Source organism: Citrobacter sp. L55, from assembly GCF_002850715.1.
GTDB classification, from domain to species: Bacteria; Pseudomonadota; Gammaproteobacteria; order Enterobacterales; family Enterobacteriaceae; genus Citrobacter; species Citrobacter braakii.
This window is the reverse complement of record NZ_KZ559399.1, coordinates 177701-193450: the sequence shown is the minus strand read 5'-3', so window position 1 is coordinate 193450 and position 15750 is coordinate 177701. Positions and strand designations below refer to the sequence as shown.

The window sequence follows — 15750 nt, the reverse complement described above, 5'->3', positions numbered from 1 at the left end:
ATAAATATTATGATAAGACAGTGGAGCAAACCCAATGACACAACAACCATCGCGCGCCGGAACTTTCGGCGCAATACTGCGGGTAACCAGCGGTAATTTCCTCGAACAGTTTGACTTTTTTCTGTTCGGTTTTTACGCCACCTATATCGCAAAGACCTTCTTTCCTGCAGAGAGTGAATTTGCCGGGCTAATGTTAACTTTCGCCGTGTTTGGTTCAGGTTTCTTAATGCGGCCTGTTGGCGCAATTGTGCTGGGTGCTTACATCGACAGAATTGGTCGCCGTAAAGGACTGATGGTGACGCTGGCGATTATGGGCTGCGGTACCCTGCTGATTGCCCTGGTACCCGGTTATCACAGTATTGGTCTGCTGGCCCCTGTCCTGGTATTACTCGGCCGATTATTACAGGGCTTTTCTGCAGGGGTGGAACTGGGCGGCGTCTCGGTTTATCTTTCTGAAATCGCCACCCCTGGCAATAAAGGCTTCTACACCAGTTGGCAGTCCGCCAGTCAACAGGTCGCCATTGTGGTGGCGGCTCTGATTGGTTACGGCCTGAACGCCACCCTGGGACACGATGAGATCTCTGAATGGGGCTGGCGTATTCCATTCTTTATTGGTTGCATGATTATTCCTTTGATCTTTGTGCTCCGCCGCTCGCTTCAGGAAACAGACGCCTTTTTACAACGCACACACCGTCCCGACACCAGGGAAATTTTTACTACCATCATCAAAAACTGGCGTCTCATCGCTGCGGGTACGCTGCTGGTGGCGATGACCACAACGACGTTCTACTTTATTACCGTCTACACACCGACCTACGGTAGGGCTGTACTTCACCTGAGCGCTCGCGACAGCCTGATCGTCACCATGCTGGTCGGTATTTCTAATTTTATCTGGCTGCCGATTGGCGGGGCGATTTCTGACCGAATTGGTCGTCGTCCGGTGTTGATGGGGATTACCATCCTTGCACTGATCACCACCTGGCCGGTTATGCACTGGCTCACCGCCGCGCCAGATTTCACGCGCATGACGCTGGTTCTGCTTTGGTTCTCGTTCTTTTTTGGTATGTACAACGGGGCAATGGTCGCCGCACTCACCGAGGTGATGCCTGTCTATGTGCGTACGGTGGGCTTTTCACTGGCATTCAGTCTTGCCACGGCGATTTTTGGCGGCCTTACTCCAGTCATCTCCACAGCGCTGGTCCAGCTAACCGGGGATAAAAGCTCACCGGGGTGGTGGCTGATGTGTGCGGCACTTTGCGGGCTCGCCGCCACGGCAATGCTGTTTGTCCGGCTGAGTCGGAGTTATCAACCGGTGGAATATAAACCCTGAAATGCAAACGGGCGGAAAACTCTCCGCCCGTTGTCTGTTTCATTTTTCGATTTACTGCGCAGTATTCTTGCTACGAATTTCCTGCCAGACCTTGTCGCAATCAGCATTAACGGACTGACCATTACCCGTGCGCGTGGCCTGGATGCATTGCTGATAATCCAGTACGCGTACGCTTTCTTCATTGGCAAACTGCTGATGCTGCTTTTCTTTCTTCAGCACATTCAACACGCTTTGGCAGGCTTCGATTTTCTCCGGCGATCCTTGCGCGGTAGTAATGCACGCGCTGTAGGCTTCTTTCAGACGACTGTCTTCTTTTGGTGCCGGGGATTGTGCGCAAGCCACCAGCCCGGATGCCATAACAGCGATGAGTATCAGTTTTTTCATAGCACTTTCCTCAACGATGCGGCAGGCGCCCGGCCTGCCGCTGTTGGCATTAGAAGATGGTGAACGGAGCAATAACGATGAATTTCACGTCGCGCTCATCCTGGAAGATGTTGCCGTAACCACCGCCCCAGCTCGGAATGTCTGAATGGTTGTCGTACTGGGTGAAGTGCAGTTTAAACATGGTGCCCTTCGCACGCCCCTCTTGCAGGGTATAGACCGCATCCAGGCTGTAAGAAGATTCTTCGATAGTCCGGTTTTTGTCGTAGTACGCATCCGGATTGATCTGCCAGGTTGATGGCTTGGCATCCCATGCGTAAACGTAGGACGCGCCCACTGCCCAGCCCGGCAAATTCCAGTTCTTCAGGTCATACATTGCGCCGAAGAAGACAGCCTTTTCGCCGTTGGCGTTGAAGTCGGAACGGTTATCCCACCAGATATCCAGGCGACCGTTTGATGAGGCGTAGGTCGGGGTCATACGCTGCAGGAAGTACCCCTGCTGCCCGTCCGCTTTAACCCAGGTCCCTTCCAGACGCAGGTCAACCACTTCCGCCACTTTGTAGCCAAAGGTCAGCGCCTGCAGCCAGGCCGTACCGTCATAAATATCGTTCACGGTGCGATCATCAACTTTGTCGCGCGCGCCGTAGAACTGGTAGCTGGTGGTAAACGGGTTACCGCCTAAATCGAATTTATAGCTGGCTTTTGCGAAGTACTGATCGACGTAACCTTCAGACTGACCAAATGCGGCTTCCAGCAACAGGTTATTTTTGAAGTCATATTTCGCGCCGATTGAGTGCAGATAATCTACGCTGGTCTTTTTATCAGCCTGATAGAATTTATCGACTTCAGTGTGCCATGGTGCTTTATATTCGTTGGCCCACATATAGGAGAAGCTCAGTGCACCAGCATCACCATAGTCGAAGTTGGCTCCGGCTTCAGCACCCTGATAGGTACCTGGCATAAAGCTCCAGTGCGGAGCCAACAGAGTCTGTCCGGTTGGTTGAATGTAACCAGCGCGCGCCCAGGTTGGGCCGAATTTAAATTTGGCTGCTGCTTTATAAAGGCTAATTCCGCTCTTATCGCCGGAGTAATCTTCATCATAGCCTTTATTTTTTGACGAGAATGCAATTTCGTTTGGATGGCCGCTTTCGCTACTTTCGTTCATTTCAATAGCGGTAAATGCTGCGATATCAATACCAAACATATCAGCCGCATAACCGGACTGGAAGTCGAGGTTAGCGTTCCAGGTGGAGTGAGAAAGGTTGGTTTTGTATTTGTCGTGATCGGTCACATCTTTACGGTCACGCTCACGCTGCCAGTAATAGATGCCGCCGGTTAAGGTTGAGTCATCAATAAATCCTTCGGCGTGTACCTGGGGAGCGACAACGAAACCCGAGATTGCTGTGATACCGGCGATAGCCAGCGCCAGCGTACTACGTTTGCCACTAAACGTACGCATATGTTAATCCTCTTTGACGTATAACCCTTCGTTTTTCAAGCTGCATCAGTGTTGGCTTTACTCGGCCTTTGGCCTCGCCCCATCGGGGACAGCGCACACGCTGCGTCTCCGCCTTGATGCAACTCGAAATCCATTGGGTATAAAATGCTGCCGACAAAAGCGGACAGCGAAAAAACAAAAATTAAAAAAGTAGCGCTGAGAAAACCTCAGTGACTACAATGAATAGACTATTTTTCGCGACGCGAATTATCAATCTCTTTCTGTAACGAGTATGTAATAGTATGAGCAACCGCACATATTTTCTTGTTTTCTGTTACATTTTGCTTTGGGAGTAAAAAAAGTCACAAAAATAAGAAAAAATACTTTATATACATATAGATATCTTCAATTTTATTATTATATATATAATTCCACCCCTAATAATTGTCTTTGCATTCGCAAAACAAATTAATTCTCGAACGTCATTAATTCGCTCTGCAAACAGAACGTTCGAGCTCCTGAATTCACTCTCCGTCGTTGATGTGACCGTCCTCGGATTTTCCACACAAATACACTCACTTTATAAGGTTTTTATTGACAGCTACCGGGTGTCCCATTATTCAAAGATGCAGGTTATACGTATAAGTTGATAAATAAATGACAAAACGCATCACGCAGAAAGACGTCGCGGCCCTGGCTGGCGTTTCACAGGCGGTGGTATCCGTGGTACTCACCAAAGGAAATCACACCTACCCACAGGAGACAGTGATCCGGGTTGAGCAAGCGGCTAATCAGCTGGGATATATACCGAACCGTTTTGCACAAGCGCTGAAAACCAATAAAACCATGTCGATCGCCTGCATCGTGCCGGATATCGCCAACCCTTTTTATGCCTCACTCGTCCGTGGCGTTCAATCGGTGACGGATAGGTATCACTACGATGCGATCGTGGCCAGCACCGATGGATTACGGGAAAGAGAGCTGCATTTTTTGCGCTGGTCAGCGCAGGGGCGGGTCGACGCCGTGGTGGGGACATTTTTTAACGTCGGGATGAAAGATTTTGCCCCGTATCTTCAGGCAGGGATCCCGATTGCACGTATTGAAGCCAGAATGAAAAAAAACGGCCCGCTACCGCTGCATAATGTTTATATCGACAACGCCGCTGCCGCGCGCAGCGCCGTCGAATATCTGCTGGCACAGGGGCACCAAAATATCACGATGATCGCCAGCGCTGGCGGTCCTGAACCTGCCAGAGTGGAAGGATATCGCCAGGCGATGACCCAGGCTGGCCGCCTTCCGCGCATCAAAATTCTGCCTGGTTTTAACGAACAGAGCGGCTATCAGATCGCGATGCAGCTGATTAATGACGGCACGCTCCCGGATGCGATTTTCGCCGCCAACGATTTAATGGCTATCGGCGTGATGCGTGCCGCAAGGGAGAAAGGCATCACTATCCCGGAGCAGCTTGCGGTGATGGGTTTCGATGATATTCCCGCCGCCGGGCTGGTGACTCCTTCCCTGACTACTATCGCCCAGTACCCGGAGCAGCTTGGGCAAAAAGCGGCCGCCCTCCTCCTGGCGCAAACTGATATCACCGCACAGCTCCAGGGCAGCACCACTGAAATGCCCTGGGGCCTGGTAAAAAGAGAATCCGCCTGAACGGCTGATAAAACACCACACAAGGATCAAACAGATGGAATTGCCTTCAGATTATGAGTCGCGCGTTTATGCAGGGGTGTTAGGGAAATTAATCGGCGTCTACCTTGGCCGCCCTTTTGAAGGGTGGACCTACGAAAAAATTATGCAGGAGCTGGGGCCGATTCAGTATTACGTCCACGAAAAATTTAAGCGTCCGCTGGTTGTCACCGACGATGATGTCGCCGGAACCTTTACCTTTATCCGCGCACTGGAAGATTATGCCCTGCCGCCGGATCTGAGCGCGGAACAGATGGGGCACTGCTGGCTTAATTACATCATTGATAAGCGCACCATCCTCTGGTGGGGCGGAAACGGTAATTCGACGGAACACACCGCCTGGCTGAATCTCAAAAAAGGCATTCCGGCTCCGCTAAGCGGAGCCATTGCGACCAACGGGAAAACGATTGCCGAACAGATTGGCGCACAAATCTTTATTGATAGCTGGGCGCTTGTCGCACCGGGACAACCCCGTCTGGCGGCAGAACTTGCCAAAAATGCCGCCAGCGTGAGCCATGACGGTGAAGCGGTGTATGCCGCTATGCTCTGGGCGGCGATGGAGTCACAGGCCTTTATTTGCCAGGAGATCGAACAGCTTATTGACGTTGGACTATCCGTGATCCCGGCAGAGTCGCAAATAGCCCAGCTGGTTGGCGATATCCGTCGCTGGCGACGGGAAGATAACGACTGGCAGACGACCCGCCAGCGAATCGACGACAACTATGGCTATCACAAATATCCCAGCAATTGTCACATCATCCCTAATCATGCGCTGATGATTATGGCGATCCTTTACGCGCCGGACGACTTCCAGCAGGCCCAGTGCATTGTCAATACGTCAGGATGGGACACTGACTGCAATGCGGGGAATGTCGGCTGTCTGTCCGGCATTATGCTGGGACTCCAGGGTATTGACGCAGGCCCGGACTGGCGCGGGCCGCTGGCGGACAGAATGCTGATCTCCTCAGCCGACGGGGGGTTCTCCATAAACAACGCCGTGCGGATCACCGATTACCTGGTCGGGCTGGGACACCAGATTGCCGGTCTGCCGCGCCCTGAAGCCAAAAAATCCGGCGCGCAGTACCATTTCTCACTACCGGGCAGCGTGCAGGGTTTCCGCTGGCTTAATGAAGAAAATGCGGCCGCGGTTGAGGTTAAGAATGAGGCGCACCTGGGGCGGCAGATGTTGAGTCTGCACTATCGCCATCTTGCGCCCGGACTTCATGCCAGCGTGACCACGCAAACCTTTACCCCGCCTGAAATCGTGGAAATGCGCAGCTACGATTTAATGGCTACCCCACTTATCTACCCAGGCCAGCGTCTTCAGGCCACCCTGATTGCGCCACCAGATAACACATCCGCGTTAAACGTGCGGCTCTGCTACCGGGTTTATGATGACAACAATCAGCTGACGCCCCAGTACGGCGACGCGCAGAGCATAGCCCCGGGTGAATCGCTAACGCTGGCGTTGGATCTCCCGGACTGCCAGGGCCAACCGATCGGCGAGATTGGCGTAACAATCAGCACAGATGCCCGCGTTGCCCGCGGTCGCCTGCTCATCGACAGTATGCGCTGGGACGGCGCACCTGAGCTGACCCTGCGTAAACCCACAGGGGAAAATAATTTCTGGTGGCGGGCCTGGGTAAACGGCGTGGATCTCTTTTCACGCCACTATCCCACCAGCTTTCGCATCTCCAAAGAGTACGACGAGGGATTGATTATTCACGGAACGCGGCAGTGGGATAACTACCGCGTTCAGAGTGACATTACGCTGCATTCAGGGGAGTACGGCGGTCTGGCTTTTCGGGTGCAGGGGATGAGGCGCTATTACGCCGTACGCATCCTGCGCGACGGAAAATTACAGATCGTCCGCGTGCGTGACACCAGCACCAAAGTTCTGGCAGAAGCGACGTTATCCGACGTGTACGAGCGCCCTGTGTCGTTCGATATCAGCGTCAACGGGCAGATTATCTCCGCGACCGTTGACGGTAAAACGCTGCGCGTGGAGGACGCTGAACGCGAAGCCTTGATGGATGGCGGGATCGGTTTACTGATTTGTGCAGGTGCGCTGTCGACGGACGCTATCCATATCAGCGCCAGTTGTTAATTAACGGAAATGGACGACAACAAGGGATTAAAAATGAACATACCAAAAACAATGCTGGCGCTGGTAACCGCCGTTTTGCTTTCAGGCTGTGAGGATAAACCGCAGCAGGTGACCATCGAATTTATGCACTCCGCCGTTGAGCAGGAGCGCCAGACCGTCATTGCCGGGATCATCAACCGCTTTCAGCAAGAGAATCCGGATATTATTGTGAAGCAGGTTCCCGTCGAAGAGGATGCCTATAATACTAAAATCATTACCCTCGCCCGCTCAGGGTCACTGCCGGAGGTCGTCGAGGTCAGCCATGACTATGCCAAAGTCATGGATAAAGAGCAGCTTATCGACCACAAAGCGGTGAAAACGCTGATCGACAGGCAAGGCGAAAGCGCCTTCTACGACGGCGTGCTGCGCATTGTTCGTACCGAAGACGGAACGGCCTATACCGGCGTGCCGATCAGCGCCTGGCTACAGGGAGTCTGGTATCGGAAATCGGTACTGGCTAAAGCAGGAATCGACGAACCCAAAAACTGGACGCAGCTGCTGGAAGCGGCACGCAGGCTGACCGACAGCACCAGTAAAAAATATGGCATCGCGCTGCCGACGGCTGAAAGCGTCATGAGCGAACAAACCTTCTCCCAGTTCGCACTTTCAAACGGTGCCAATGTGTTCAACGCAAACGGCGACATCACGGTTAACTCAGCGGAAATGCAGGCCTCGCTGAACTATTATCGCGAACTGGCCCGCTATACCATGCCTGGCTCGAACAACGTAACAGAGATCAAAGACGCCTTTATGAACGGCACCGCGCCGATGGCGGTCTATTCGACCTACATCCTGCCAGCGATTTATCAGGATGGTTCACTGGCGGATTTAGGCTTTGTCGTGCCGAGCGAAAAATCACCTGCCGTATTTGGCGTTATCACATCATTAACGCTCACGACCGGTCAGACTGAGGCAGAGACAAAAGCCGCCGAAAAATTTGTCAGCTTTATGGGACAGGCGCAGAACGCGGCTGACTGGGTATTGATGTCTCCGGGGGCGATGCTGCCGGTGACGAAGGCCGCCGCGCAAAACGTCAGCTGGAAGGACAACCCTGCCGTCAAAGTCTTTGGAACTCTCCCTGAACAGCTGATTGCCCAGTACCCGAATATGCAGGTCTTTGGATCGGTCGGCGAGAAGAACTTTACGCGGATGGGGGATATTACCGGCTCCATGATCCTCAGTGAAATGGTCAATCAGGCGACGGTAGGTAAGCAGGAGACATCGGTGGTGCTGGAACGCAGCCAGCAGCGGGTTCAGGCGTTAATGCAGCATAAGTAAAACAGAAAAATCCGCCTCAAACGTCGCGTTAGCGGCGTTTGAGGCAGTGTGACAGCAATTACTCGCCGACTTTAGCCCACGTATCGCGCAGACCTACAGTGCGGTTAAATACCAGCTTGTCAGCCGTTGCATAGCGGCTGTCCAGGCAGAAATAGCCTTCACGCTCAAACTGGAACGCTTTACCTGCAATCGCAGCCTGCAGTGACGGCTCACCGTAGCCCTGCTTAATGACCAGCGATTCCGGGTTGATAACGGACAGGAAGTCTTCCGCCGCACCTGGGTTTGGCACGCTAAACAGACGATCGTACAAACGGATTTCAATCGGCAGCGCATGGGACGCGCTCACCCAGTGAATAACACCTTTTACTTTACGACCATCAGCCGGATCTTTGCTCAGGGTGTCGGCATCGTAGGTGCAGAAAATGGTGGTGATATTCCCTTCTGCATCTTTCTCTACACGTTCAGCCTTGATCACGTAAGCATTACGCAGACGTACTTCTTTGCCCATCACCAGACGCTTGTACTGCTTGTTCGCTTCTTCGCGGAAGTCTGCGCGATCGATCCAAATTTCACCGCTAAACGGCACTTCACGGCTGCCCATTTCCGGTTTGTTCGGATGGTTAGGCATGGTAACCAACTCACTTTCGCCCTGCGGGTAGTTTTCGATAACCAGTTTCACCGGATCGATAACTGCCATCGCGCGCGGGGCGTTTTCGTTCAGATCTTCGCGAATGCAGGACTCCAGAGAAGCGATCTCAATGGTGTTATCCTGCTTGGTCACGCCAATGCGTTTGCAGAACTCACGAATAGCGGCAGCGGTATAACCACGACGACGCAGGCCAGAAATCGTCGGCATACGCGGATCGTCCCAGCCTTCAACGTGCTTGTCGGTCACCAGCAGGTTCAGCTTGCGTTTGGACATCACGGTGTATTCCAGATTCAGGCGCGAGAATTCGTACTGGCGCGGGTGAACCGGAATGGTGATGTTGTCCAGCACCCAGTCGTACAAACGACGGTTATCCTGGAACTCCAGCGTACACAGTGAATGCGTAATGCCTTCCAGCGCATCGCTGATGCAGTGGGTAAAATCGTACATCGGGTAGATGCACCACTTGTTGCCGGTCTGGTGGTGTTCGGCGAACTTAATACGGTACAGCACCGGATCGCGCATCACGATAAACGGCGAAGCCATATCGATTTTCGCGCGCAGGCAGGCTTTACCTTCTTCAAAACCACCGGTACGCATTTTTTCGAACAGTGCCAGGTTCTCTTCGACGCTACGATCGCGGAACGGGCTGTTTTTACCTGGCTGCGTCAGAGTGCCGCGGTATTCGCGGATCTCCTCCGCTGACAGTTCATCAACGTACGCCAGGCCTTTATTAATAAGCTCTACCGCATAGGCGTGAAGCTGATCGAAGTAATCCGAAGAGTAGCGAATATCGCCAGTCCAGTGGAAACCTAACCATTCAACGTCGTTTTTAATCGACTCAACGTACTCGATATCTTCTTTAACCGGGTTCGTATCATCAAAACGCAGGTTGCACTGGCCCTGGTAATCTTGCGCAATGCCAAAGTTCAGACAAATGGATTTCGCGTGGCCAATGTGCAGATAGCCATTTGGCTCCGGCGGAAAACGTGTATGGATAGTGGTGTGCTTACCACTGGCCAGATCTTCATCGATGATCTGACGAATAAAGTTACTCGGGCGGGCTTCAGCCTCACTCATCGTGGATTCCTCAAAGCGTAAACAACGTATAACGGAACATGATCTTATAAGCGACGTCAGGAGACAACTATTAGTTGCACAAAAAAGGTGTTTCAACAGGATATATGAGGGTATTTGCTGCAAAAAAAAGCGGCGGAGGAATATCCCCCGCCGCTTAAGGCACTTAACTCACTTTACTCAGGAGCAGTTATTTACCTTTAATCTCATACAGTGGTGTTTGACCAGCAACCACATGACCTTCGGCTTTAATGACCAGAGCACCGAAATCATCGCTGTTGCTGCACACAACCGGGCTAATCATGGAACGTGCGTTGGCGTTCAGGAACTCCAGATCCATTTCCAGAATCGGTTGACCTGCAGTCACTTCCGCACCTTCTTCAACCAGACGCTTAAAGCCTTTACCTTCCAGCGCTACTGTATCGATACCCATGTGGACCACGATTTCCGCGCCTTTAACGGTTTCCAGACAGAACGCATGGTTAGTGTTGAAGATTTTCACGATGGTGCCGGCAGCCGGAGCAACCACGATTTTATCCGTTGGCTTCACCGCCACGCCGTCGCCTACAGCTTTGCTGGCGAAGGCTTCATCAGGCACCTGCTCCAGCGCAACCACGTCACCGGTAATCGGAGAAACTAAAGTTTCAACGGTTACTGCGTTCGCTACAGCTTGCGGTTTAGCAACCGGAGCCGCTGCTGCTGGCGCACTTTCACCAGACGCTGCAGCCACCGGGCCACGCGCAACAACTTTCTTCATTTCGTCGCCGATAGATTCGGCCTTCGCACCCACGATGACCTGGATAGTTTGCTTGTTCAGCTTAACCACTCCAGATGCGCCTAAACGTTTACACATCGCATCATTTACGCGACCGGAGTCGGCAACGGTCAGACGCAGACGAGTGATACAGGCATCAATCGCTTTCAGGTTATCGGTACCGCCAACTGCTGCAATGTAGTTGGTTGCCAGTTGAGCCAGACCTTCTTCAGTGTTGCTGTTCGCTTCTTCAGTAACGATATCGTCTTCTTTATCTTCACGGCCCGGCGTTTTCAGGTTAAACATACGAATAACCGCGCTGAACAACACAAAGTAAATGACGAAGAACACCAGGCCCATCACGACCAGCATCCAGACGTTCTGACTTGCCGCCGGCAGGTTGTACATCAACACGTAGTCGATAGCCCCTGCGGAGAAGGAGAAGCCCGCGTGGATCCCCAGCAGTGTTGCAACGAACAGGCTGATACCCGTTAACAGTGCGTGCAGGAGGTACAGCAATGGCGCCAGGAACATGAACAGGAATTCCAGCGGCTCGGTAACACCGGTCAGGAACGCGGTGATCGCAACGGACAGCAGCATACCGCCAACCATCGGACGACGTGCTTTCGGAGCGGCGAAGTACATTGCCAGCGCCGCACCCGGCAGACCAAACATCATGATCGGGAAGAAGCCAGACATAAACATACCCGCAGTGCCGTCACCCGCGTAGAAGCGGTTGATGTCACCGTGGAATACGGTACCTGCAGCGTTAGTGAATTCACCAATCTGGAACCAGGCGATAGTGTTCAGCACCTGATGCAGACCGGTTGGGATCAGCAGACGGTTGATGAAACCAAAGATACCGGAACCCAGCGCGCCAGCGCCCACGATCCACTCACCTCCCGCATGGATGGCGTTCTGCACCGGCGGCCACACGTAGCCGAAGATAGCAGCCAGCACCAGACAGAAGAAGCCAGTGGCGATCGGCACGAAGCGTTTGCCGCCAAAGAAGCTCAGGAAGTCAGGTAGTTTGATACCAGACCAACGGTTATATACCGCACCGCCGACCAGACCAGTGATGATACCTGCCAGCACGCCCATATTGATGGCCGGGTTAATGGTAACCATTGCTTTGGTCAATATGAAATAACCGACCGCACCCGCCAGCGCTGCAGCACCCGCGCTGTCTTTTGACCAGCTGGAAGCCACACCAATAGCGAAAATTAACGCCAGGTTATCAAAGATGGCCCCACCCGCTTGCGCGATGAAGGGTACGTTAAGTAAATCTGGTTGGCCGAATCGCAGCAGCAGTGCCGCGACTGGCAGCACAGCGATGGGGAGCTGTAACGCCCTACCCAGCCGCTGGAAAAAACCTAAAATATTCATTTTATTCCCCCTACGAGACCCCGATTAGGCTTCTTTGAAGCCATATTTTTATTGTGCGACCATTCCTGACAGCAAGATTCTGGAACAACAATATTAACCATTCATCTACATTCAGAGTGTGTGAAAATTTAATTCGTATCGCAAATTAAATGCGTGTTTTTTGTGATTCCAGTCACCAAATATCGTTATTAACCCTCCCTTCCACTGGCTAACTACGAAAACTTATTTTATCATTCAAAAAATCGAAACGGATTGATCCTTACCGATGCAAAACCAGGTTACGCTTAATACTGCACAGAGACTCAATCCGCCAATTGCTTACATTTACTTTTGAGGTGAAGAATGAGACTGATCCCCCTGAATACCGCTGAACAAGTCGGCAAATGGGCTGCTCGCCATATCGTTAACCGTATTAACGCGTTCAAACCAACGGCTGATCGTCCGTTCGTTTTGGGCCTGCCGACTGGCGGTACTCCGCTGACAGCCTACAAAGCATTGGTTGAAATGCACAAAGCGGGCCAGGTAAGCTTCAAGCATGTTGTAACGTTCAATATGGACGAATATGTTGGCCTGCCGAAAGAGCATCCGGAAAGCTACCATAGCTTCATGCATCGCAACTTCTTTGATCACGTTGATATTCCAGCAGAAAACATCAACCTCCTCAATGGTAACGCACCGGATATTGATGCAGAATGCCGTCAGTATGAAGAGAAAATCCGTTCTTACGGTAAAATCCACCTGTTTATGGGCGGCGTAGGCAACGATGGTCACATCGCGTTCAACGAACCAGCCTCTTCTTTGGCTTCCCGTACCCGCATCAAAACGCTGACTCACGACACGCGTGTTGCGAACTCACGCTTCTTTGACGGCGACGTCAGCCAGGTGCCTAAATATGCGCTGACCGTTGGCGTGGGAACCCTGCTGGATGCCGAAGAAGTGATGATCCTGGTACTGGGCCACCAGAAAGCGCAGGCGCTGCAAGCCGCCGTTGAAGGCAACGTTAACCATATGTGGACCATCAGCTGTCTGCAGCTGCATCCGAAAGCCGTTGTGGTCTGCGATGAGCCTTCCACCATGGAACTGAAAGTGAAGACGCTGAAATACTTTAACGAGTTAGAAGCGGAAAATATTAAAGGTCTGTAATTGATGTCTCCGCCCTGTCGATAAGTTGCAGGGCGGCATTTTTTGAAATCGGGGGTCGGAATGTATGCTTTAACCCAGGGCCGGATTTTTACCGGTCACGAAATTCTTGATGACCATGCGATTGTTGTCGCCAATGGCCTGATTGACAGCGTTTGCCCACTGACTGAGTTACCGTCAGGAATTGAACAGCGCTCACTGAATGGGGCCATTGTTTCCCCCGGTTTTATCGATGTACAGCTAAACGGCTGCGGCGGCGTACAATTTAACGATACGGCAGAAGCCGTGACCGTTGAAACGCTGGAAATCATGCAGAAAGCCAATGAAAAATCTGGCTGCACCAGCTACCTGCCAACGCTTATCACCACCAGCGATGACCTGATGAAACAAGGCGTTCGCGTCATGCGTGAATACCTGGCGAAACACCCGAATCAGGCACTAGGGCTTCATCTGGAAGGTCCGTGGCTGAATCTGGTGAAAAAAGGCACCCATAATCCGGGATTTGTCCGTCAACCGGACGCTGCGCTGGTTGATTTCCTGTGCAATAATGCCGATGTGATCACCAAAGTAACGCTGGCGCCAGAAATGGTCCCGGTAGAGGTCATTACCAAACTGGTGAATGCGGGTATTGTGGTTTCTGCGGGTCACTCAAATGCAACGGTAAAAGAAGCAAAAATCGGGTTCCGCGCAGGCATCACCTTTGCGACGCATCTGTTCAACGCGATGCCGTACATTACCGGCCGCGAACCTGGTCTGGCGGGCGCTATTCTTGATGAAGCCGATATCTACTGCGGTATCATCGCCGATGGCCTCCACGTTGATTACGTTAACATTCGTAATGCCAAACGCCTGAAAGGCGACAAGCTGTGCCTGGTCACCGACGCAACCGCACCAGCAGGTGCAAACATTGAACAGTTCATTTTCGCTGGCAAAACAATATACTACCGTAATGGATTGTGCGTTGATGAGAACGGTACACTGAGCGGCTCATCATTAACCATGATTGAAGGCGTACGCAATCTGGTCGAACATGCGAATATCGCTCTCGACGAGGTCTTACGTATGGCAACGCTCTACCCTGCTCGCGCCATTGGCGTCGACAAACAACTCGGCAGCATCGCGCCAGGCAAAGTAGCCAACCTGACTGCGTTCACGCACGACTTTAAAATTATCAAGACCATCGTTAATGGCAACGAGGTCGTTACTGAGTAAGAGAAAGAATGACACCAGGCGGACAAGCTCAAATAGGTAATGTTGATCTCGTAAAACAGCTTAACAGCGCGGCGGTTTATCGCCTGATTGACCAGCATGGGCCAATCTCGCGAATTCAAATTGCCGAGCAAAGCCAGCTTGCCCCCGCCAGCGTAACGAAAATTACGCGTCAATTGATCGAACGCGGGCTGATCAAAGAAGTCGATCAGCAGGCCTCTACCGGGGGCCGCCGCGCTATCTCTATCGTCACCGAAACCCGCAATTTCCACGCCATTGGCGTACGCCTGGGCCGCCACGATACTACGCTCACGCTCTATGATATGAGCAGTAAAGTGGTCGCTGAAGAGCATTATCCTCTCCCGGAGCGCACCCAGGAAACGCTGGAGTATGCGCTGCTCAACACCATTGCCACCTTTATTGAGAACTGCCAGCGGAAAATCCGCGAGCTGGTTGCGATTTCCGTCATTCTGCCAGGCCTGGTTGATCCTGAAAGCGGCGTCATCCGCTATATGCCGCACATTCAGGTCGAAAACTGGGGGCTGGTCGAAGCACTCGAAAAACGCTTTAAGGTCACCTGCTTTGTCGGTCACGATATTCGCAGTCTGGCGCTGGCCGAGCACTATTTCGGGGCAAGCCAGGATTGCGAGGACTCCATTTTGGTGCGTGTTCACCGCGGAACCGGGGCGGGAATCATCTCCAATGGCCGAATTTTTATTGGTCGCAATGGCAACGTGGGTGAGATTGGCCATATTCAGGTAGAGCCGCTGGGTGAGCGCTGTCACTGCGGTAATTTCGGCTGTCTGGAAACAATTGCCGCCAATGCCTCTATTGAACACCGCGTGCAGAACTTATTGAAACAGGGTTATCCAAGCCGACTCACGCTGGATGATTGCGGCATTAAAGCCATCTGTAAGGCGGCTAATAAAGGCGATAACCTGGCATCAGAAGTCATTGAGCACGTTGGTCGTCACCTGGGTAAAACCATCGCCATCGCCATCAACCTGTTTAATCCACAAAAAATCGTCATTGCGGGCGAAATTACCGAGGCTGATAAAGTGCTGCTGCCTGCTATAGAAAGCTGTATCAACACGCAGGCGTTGAAAGCGTTTCGCCACAATTTACCGGTGGTTCGTTCCACGCTGGATCACCGTTCAGCCATTGGCGCCTTTGCGCTGGTGAAGCGTGCGATGCTCAACGGTACATTGCTGCAACGTTTGCTGGAAAGCTAATACCAAGCTGCCTCTGCGTTAGCTGCATCTGCTCACCC

Annotated in this window: 11 protein-coding genes; 7 read left to right on the top strand and 4 right to left on the bottom strand. The window is 52.3% G+C overall.

Translation table 11 applies throughout. The features are described 5' to 3' along the window. The first annotated feature begins 34 nt into the window (after positions 1 to 34). Positions 35 to 1330, top strand: a complete 1296-nt coding sequence (locus B9P82_RS00905; protein ID WP_016152256.1) for an MFS transporter — start codon at positions 35 to 37, stop codon at positions 1328 to 1330. Between the two features lie 51 nt (positions 1331 to 1381). Here the strand turns inward: B9P82_RS00905 and chiQ are convergent, their stop codons facing one another. Together chiQ and chiP are read right to left on the bottom strand one after the other, a co-directional pair. Continuing rightward, positions 1382 to 1714 carry a ChiQ/YbfN family lipoprotein gene (gene chiQ / locus B9P82_RS00900; protein WP_016155980.1) on the bottom strand — a complete coding sequence of 111 codons (333 nt, stop codon included), beginning with the start codon at positions 1712 to 1714 and terminating at the stop codon, positions 1382 to 1384. Between the two features lie 49 nt (positions 1715 to 1763). Continuing rightward, entirely contained in the window at positions 1764 to 3170 is a 1407-nt protein-coding gene (gene chiP / locus B9P82_RS00895) for a chitoporin ChiP (RefSeq protein WP_101699817.1), read from the bottom strand. 636 nt (positions 3171 to 3806) lie between these two features. Here chiP and B9P82_RS00890 point away from each other — a divergent pair. Genes B9P82_RS00890 through B9P82_RS00880 form a run of 3 tightly spaced genes read left to right on the top strand, consistent with a single transcriptional unit; the run spans position 3807 to position 8268 of the window. Further along, the gene (locus B9P82_RS00890; protein ID WP_101699816.1) at positions 3807 to 4808 is read left to right on the top strand and encodes a LacI family DNA-binding transcriptional regulator; all 1002 of its coding nucleotides are present in this window, start codon (positions 3807 to 3809) and stop codon (positions 4806 to 4808) included. A gap of 34 nt (positions 4809 to 4842) precedes the next feature. After that, entirely contained in the window at positions 4843 to 6951 is a 2109-nt protein-coding gene (locus B9P82_RS00885; protein WP_101699815.1) for an ADP-ribosylglycohydrolase family protein, read from the top strand. 33 nt (positions 6952 to 6984) lie between these two features. Continuing rightward, positions 6985 to 8268 (top strand): ABC transporter substrate-binding protein, encoded by a 1284-nt coding sequence (locus B9P82_RS00880; protein WP_046274598.1) that lies wholly within the window; start codon positions 6985 to 6987, stop codon positions 8266 to 8268. Between the two features lie 58 nt (positions 8269 to 8326). Here B9P82_RS00880 and glnS read toward each other — a convergent pair whose 3' ends face one another. Both glnS and nagE read right to left on the bottom strand, forming a co-directional pair. Further along, entirely contained in the window at positions 8327 to 9994 is a 1668-nt protein-coding gene (gene glnS, locus B9P82_RS00875; protein ID WP_016152250.1) for a glutamine--tRNA ligase, read from the bottom strand. A gap of 187 nt (positions 9995 to 10181) precedes the next feature. Then, positions 10182 to 12131: a PTS N-acetyl glucosamine transporter subunit IIABC gene (nagE, locus tag B9P82_RS00870; RefSeq protein ID WP_016152249.1), complete on the bottom strand. Its 1950-nt coding sequence runs from the start codon at positions 12129 to 12131 to the stop codon at positions 10182 to 10184. 342 nt (positions 12132 to 12473) lie between these two features. Here nagE and nagB point away from each other — a divergent pair, with 342 nt between their 5' ends. The 3 genes from nagB to B9P82_RS00855 are packed head-to-tail and all read left to right on the top strand — an operon-like array spanning position 12474 to position 15712. After that, complete coding sequence (nagB, locus tag B9P82_RS00865; RefSeq protein WP_003022803.1) at positions 12474 to 13274, top strand: glucosamine-6-phosphate deaminase; 801 nt, start codon at positions 12474 to 12476, stop codon at positions 13272 to 13274. Positions 13275 to 13334: 60 nt separating this feature from the next. Beyond that, positions 13335 to 14483 (top strand): N-acetylglucosamine-6-phosphate deacetylase, encoded by a 1149-nt coding sequence (gene nagA / locus B9P82_RS00860; protein ID WP_046274596.1) that lies wholly within the window; start codon positions 13335 to 13337, stop codon positions 14481 to 14483. 8 nt (positions 14484 to 14491) lie between these two features. Then, positions 14492 to 15712: a DNA-binding transcriptional regulator NagC gene (locus tag B9P82_RS00855; protein WP_016152247.1), complete on the top strand. Its 1221-nt coding sequence runs from the start codon at positions 14492 to 14494 to the stop codon at positions 15710 to 15712. Positions 15713 to 15750 lie beyond the last annotated feature (38 nt).

Coding starts and splice junctions, on each gene's coding strand:
- B9P82_RS00905 (WP_016152256.1), top strand. CDS start 35: ATGACACAACAACCATCGCGCGCCGGAACTTTCGGCGCAATACTGCGG.
- chiQ (WP_016155980.1), bottom strand. CDS start 1,714: ATGAAAAAACTGATACTCATCGCTGTTATGGCATCCGGGCTGGTGGCT.
- chiP (WP_101699817.1), bottom strand. CDS start 3,170: ATGCGTACGTTTAGTGGCAAACGTAGTACGCTGGCGCTGGCTATCGCC.
- B9P82_RS00890 (WP_101699816.1), top strand. CDS start 3,807: ATGACAAAACGCATCACGCAGAAAGACGTCGCGGCCCTGGCTGGCGTT.
- B9P82_RS00885 (WP_101699815.1), top strand. CDS start 4,843: ATGGAATTGCCTTCAGATTATGAGTCGCGCGTTTATGCAGGGGTGTTA.
- B9P82_RS00880 (WP_046274598.1), top strand. CDS start 6,985: ATGAACATACCAAAAACAATGCTGGCGCTGGTAACCGCCGTTTTGCTT.
- glnS (WP_016152250.1), bottom strand. CDS start 9,994: ATGAGTGAGGCTGAAGCCCGCCCGAGTAACTTTATTCGTCAGATCATC.
- nagE (WP_016152249.1), bottom strand. CDS start 12,131: ATGAATATTTTAGGTTTTTTCCAGCGGCTGGGTAGGGCGTTACAGCTC.
- nagB (WP_003022803.1), top strand. CDS start 12,474: ATGAGACTGATCCCCCTGAATACCGCTGAACAAGTCGGCAAATGGGCT.
- nagA (WP_046274596.1), top strand. CDS start 13,335: ATGTATGCTTTAACCCAGGGCCGGATTTTTACCGGTCACGAAATTCTT.
- B9P82_RS00855 (WP_016152247.1), top strand. CDS start 14,492: ATGACACCAGGCGGACAAGCTCAAATAGGTAATGTTGATCTCGTAAAA.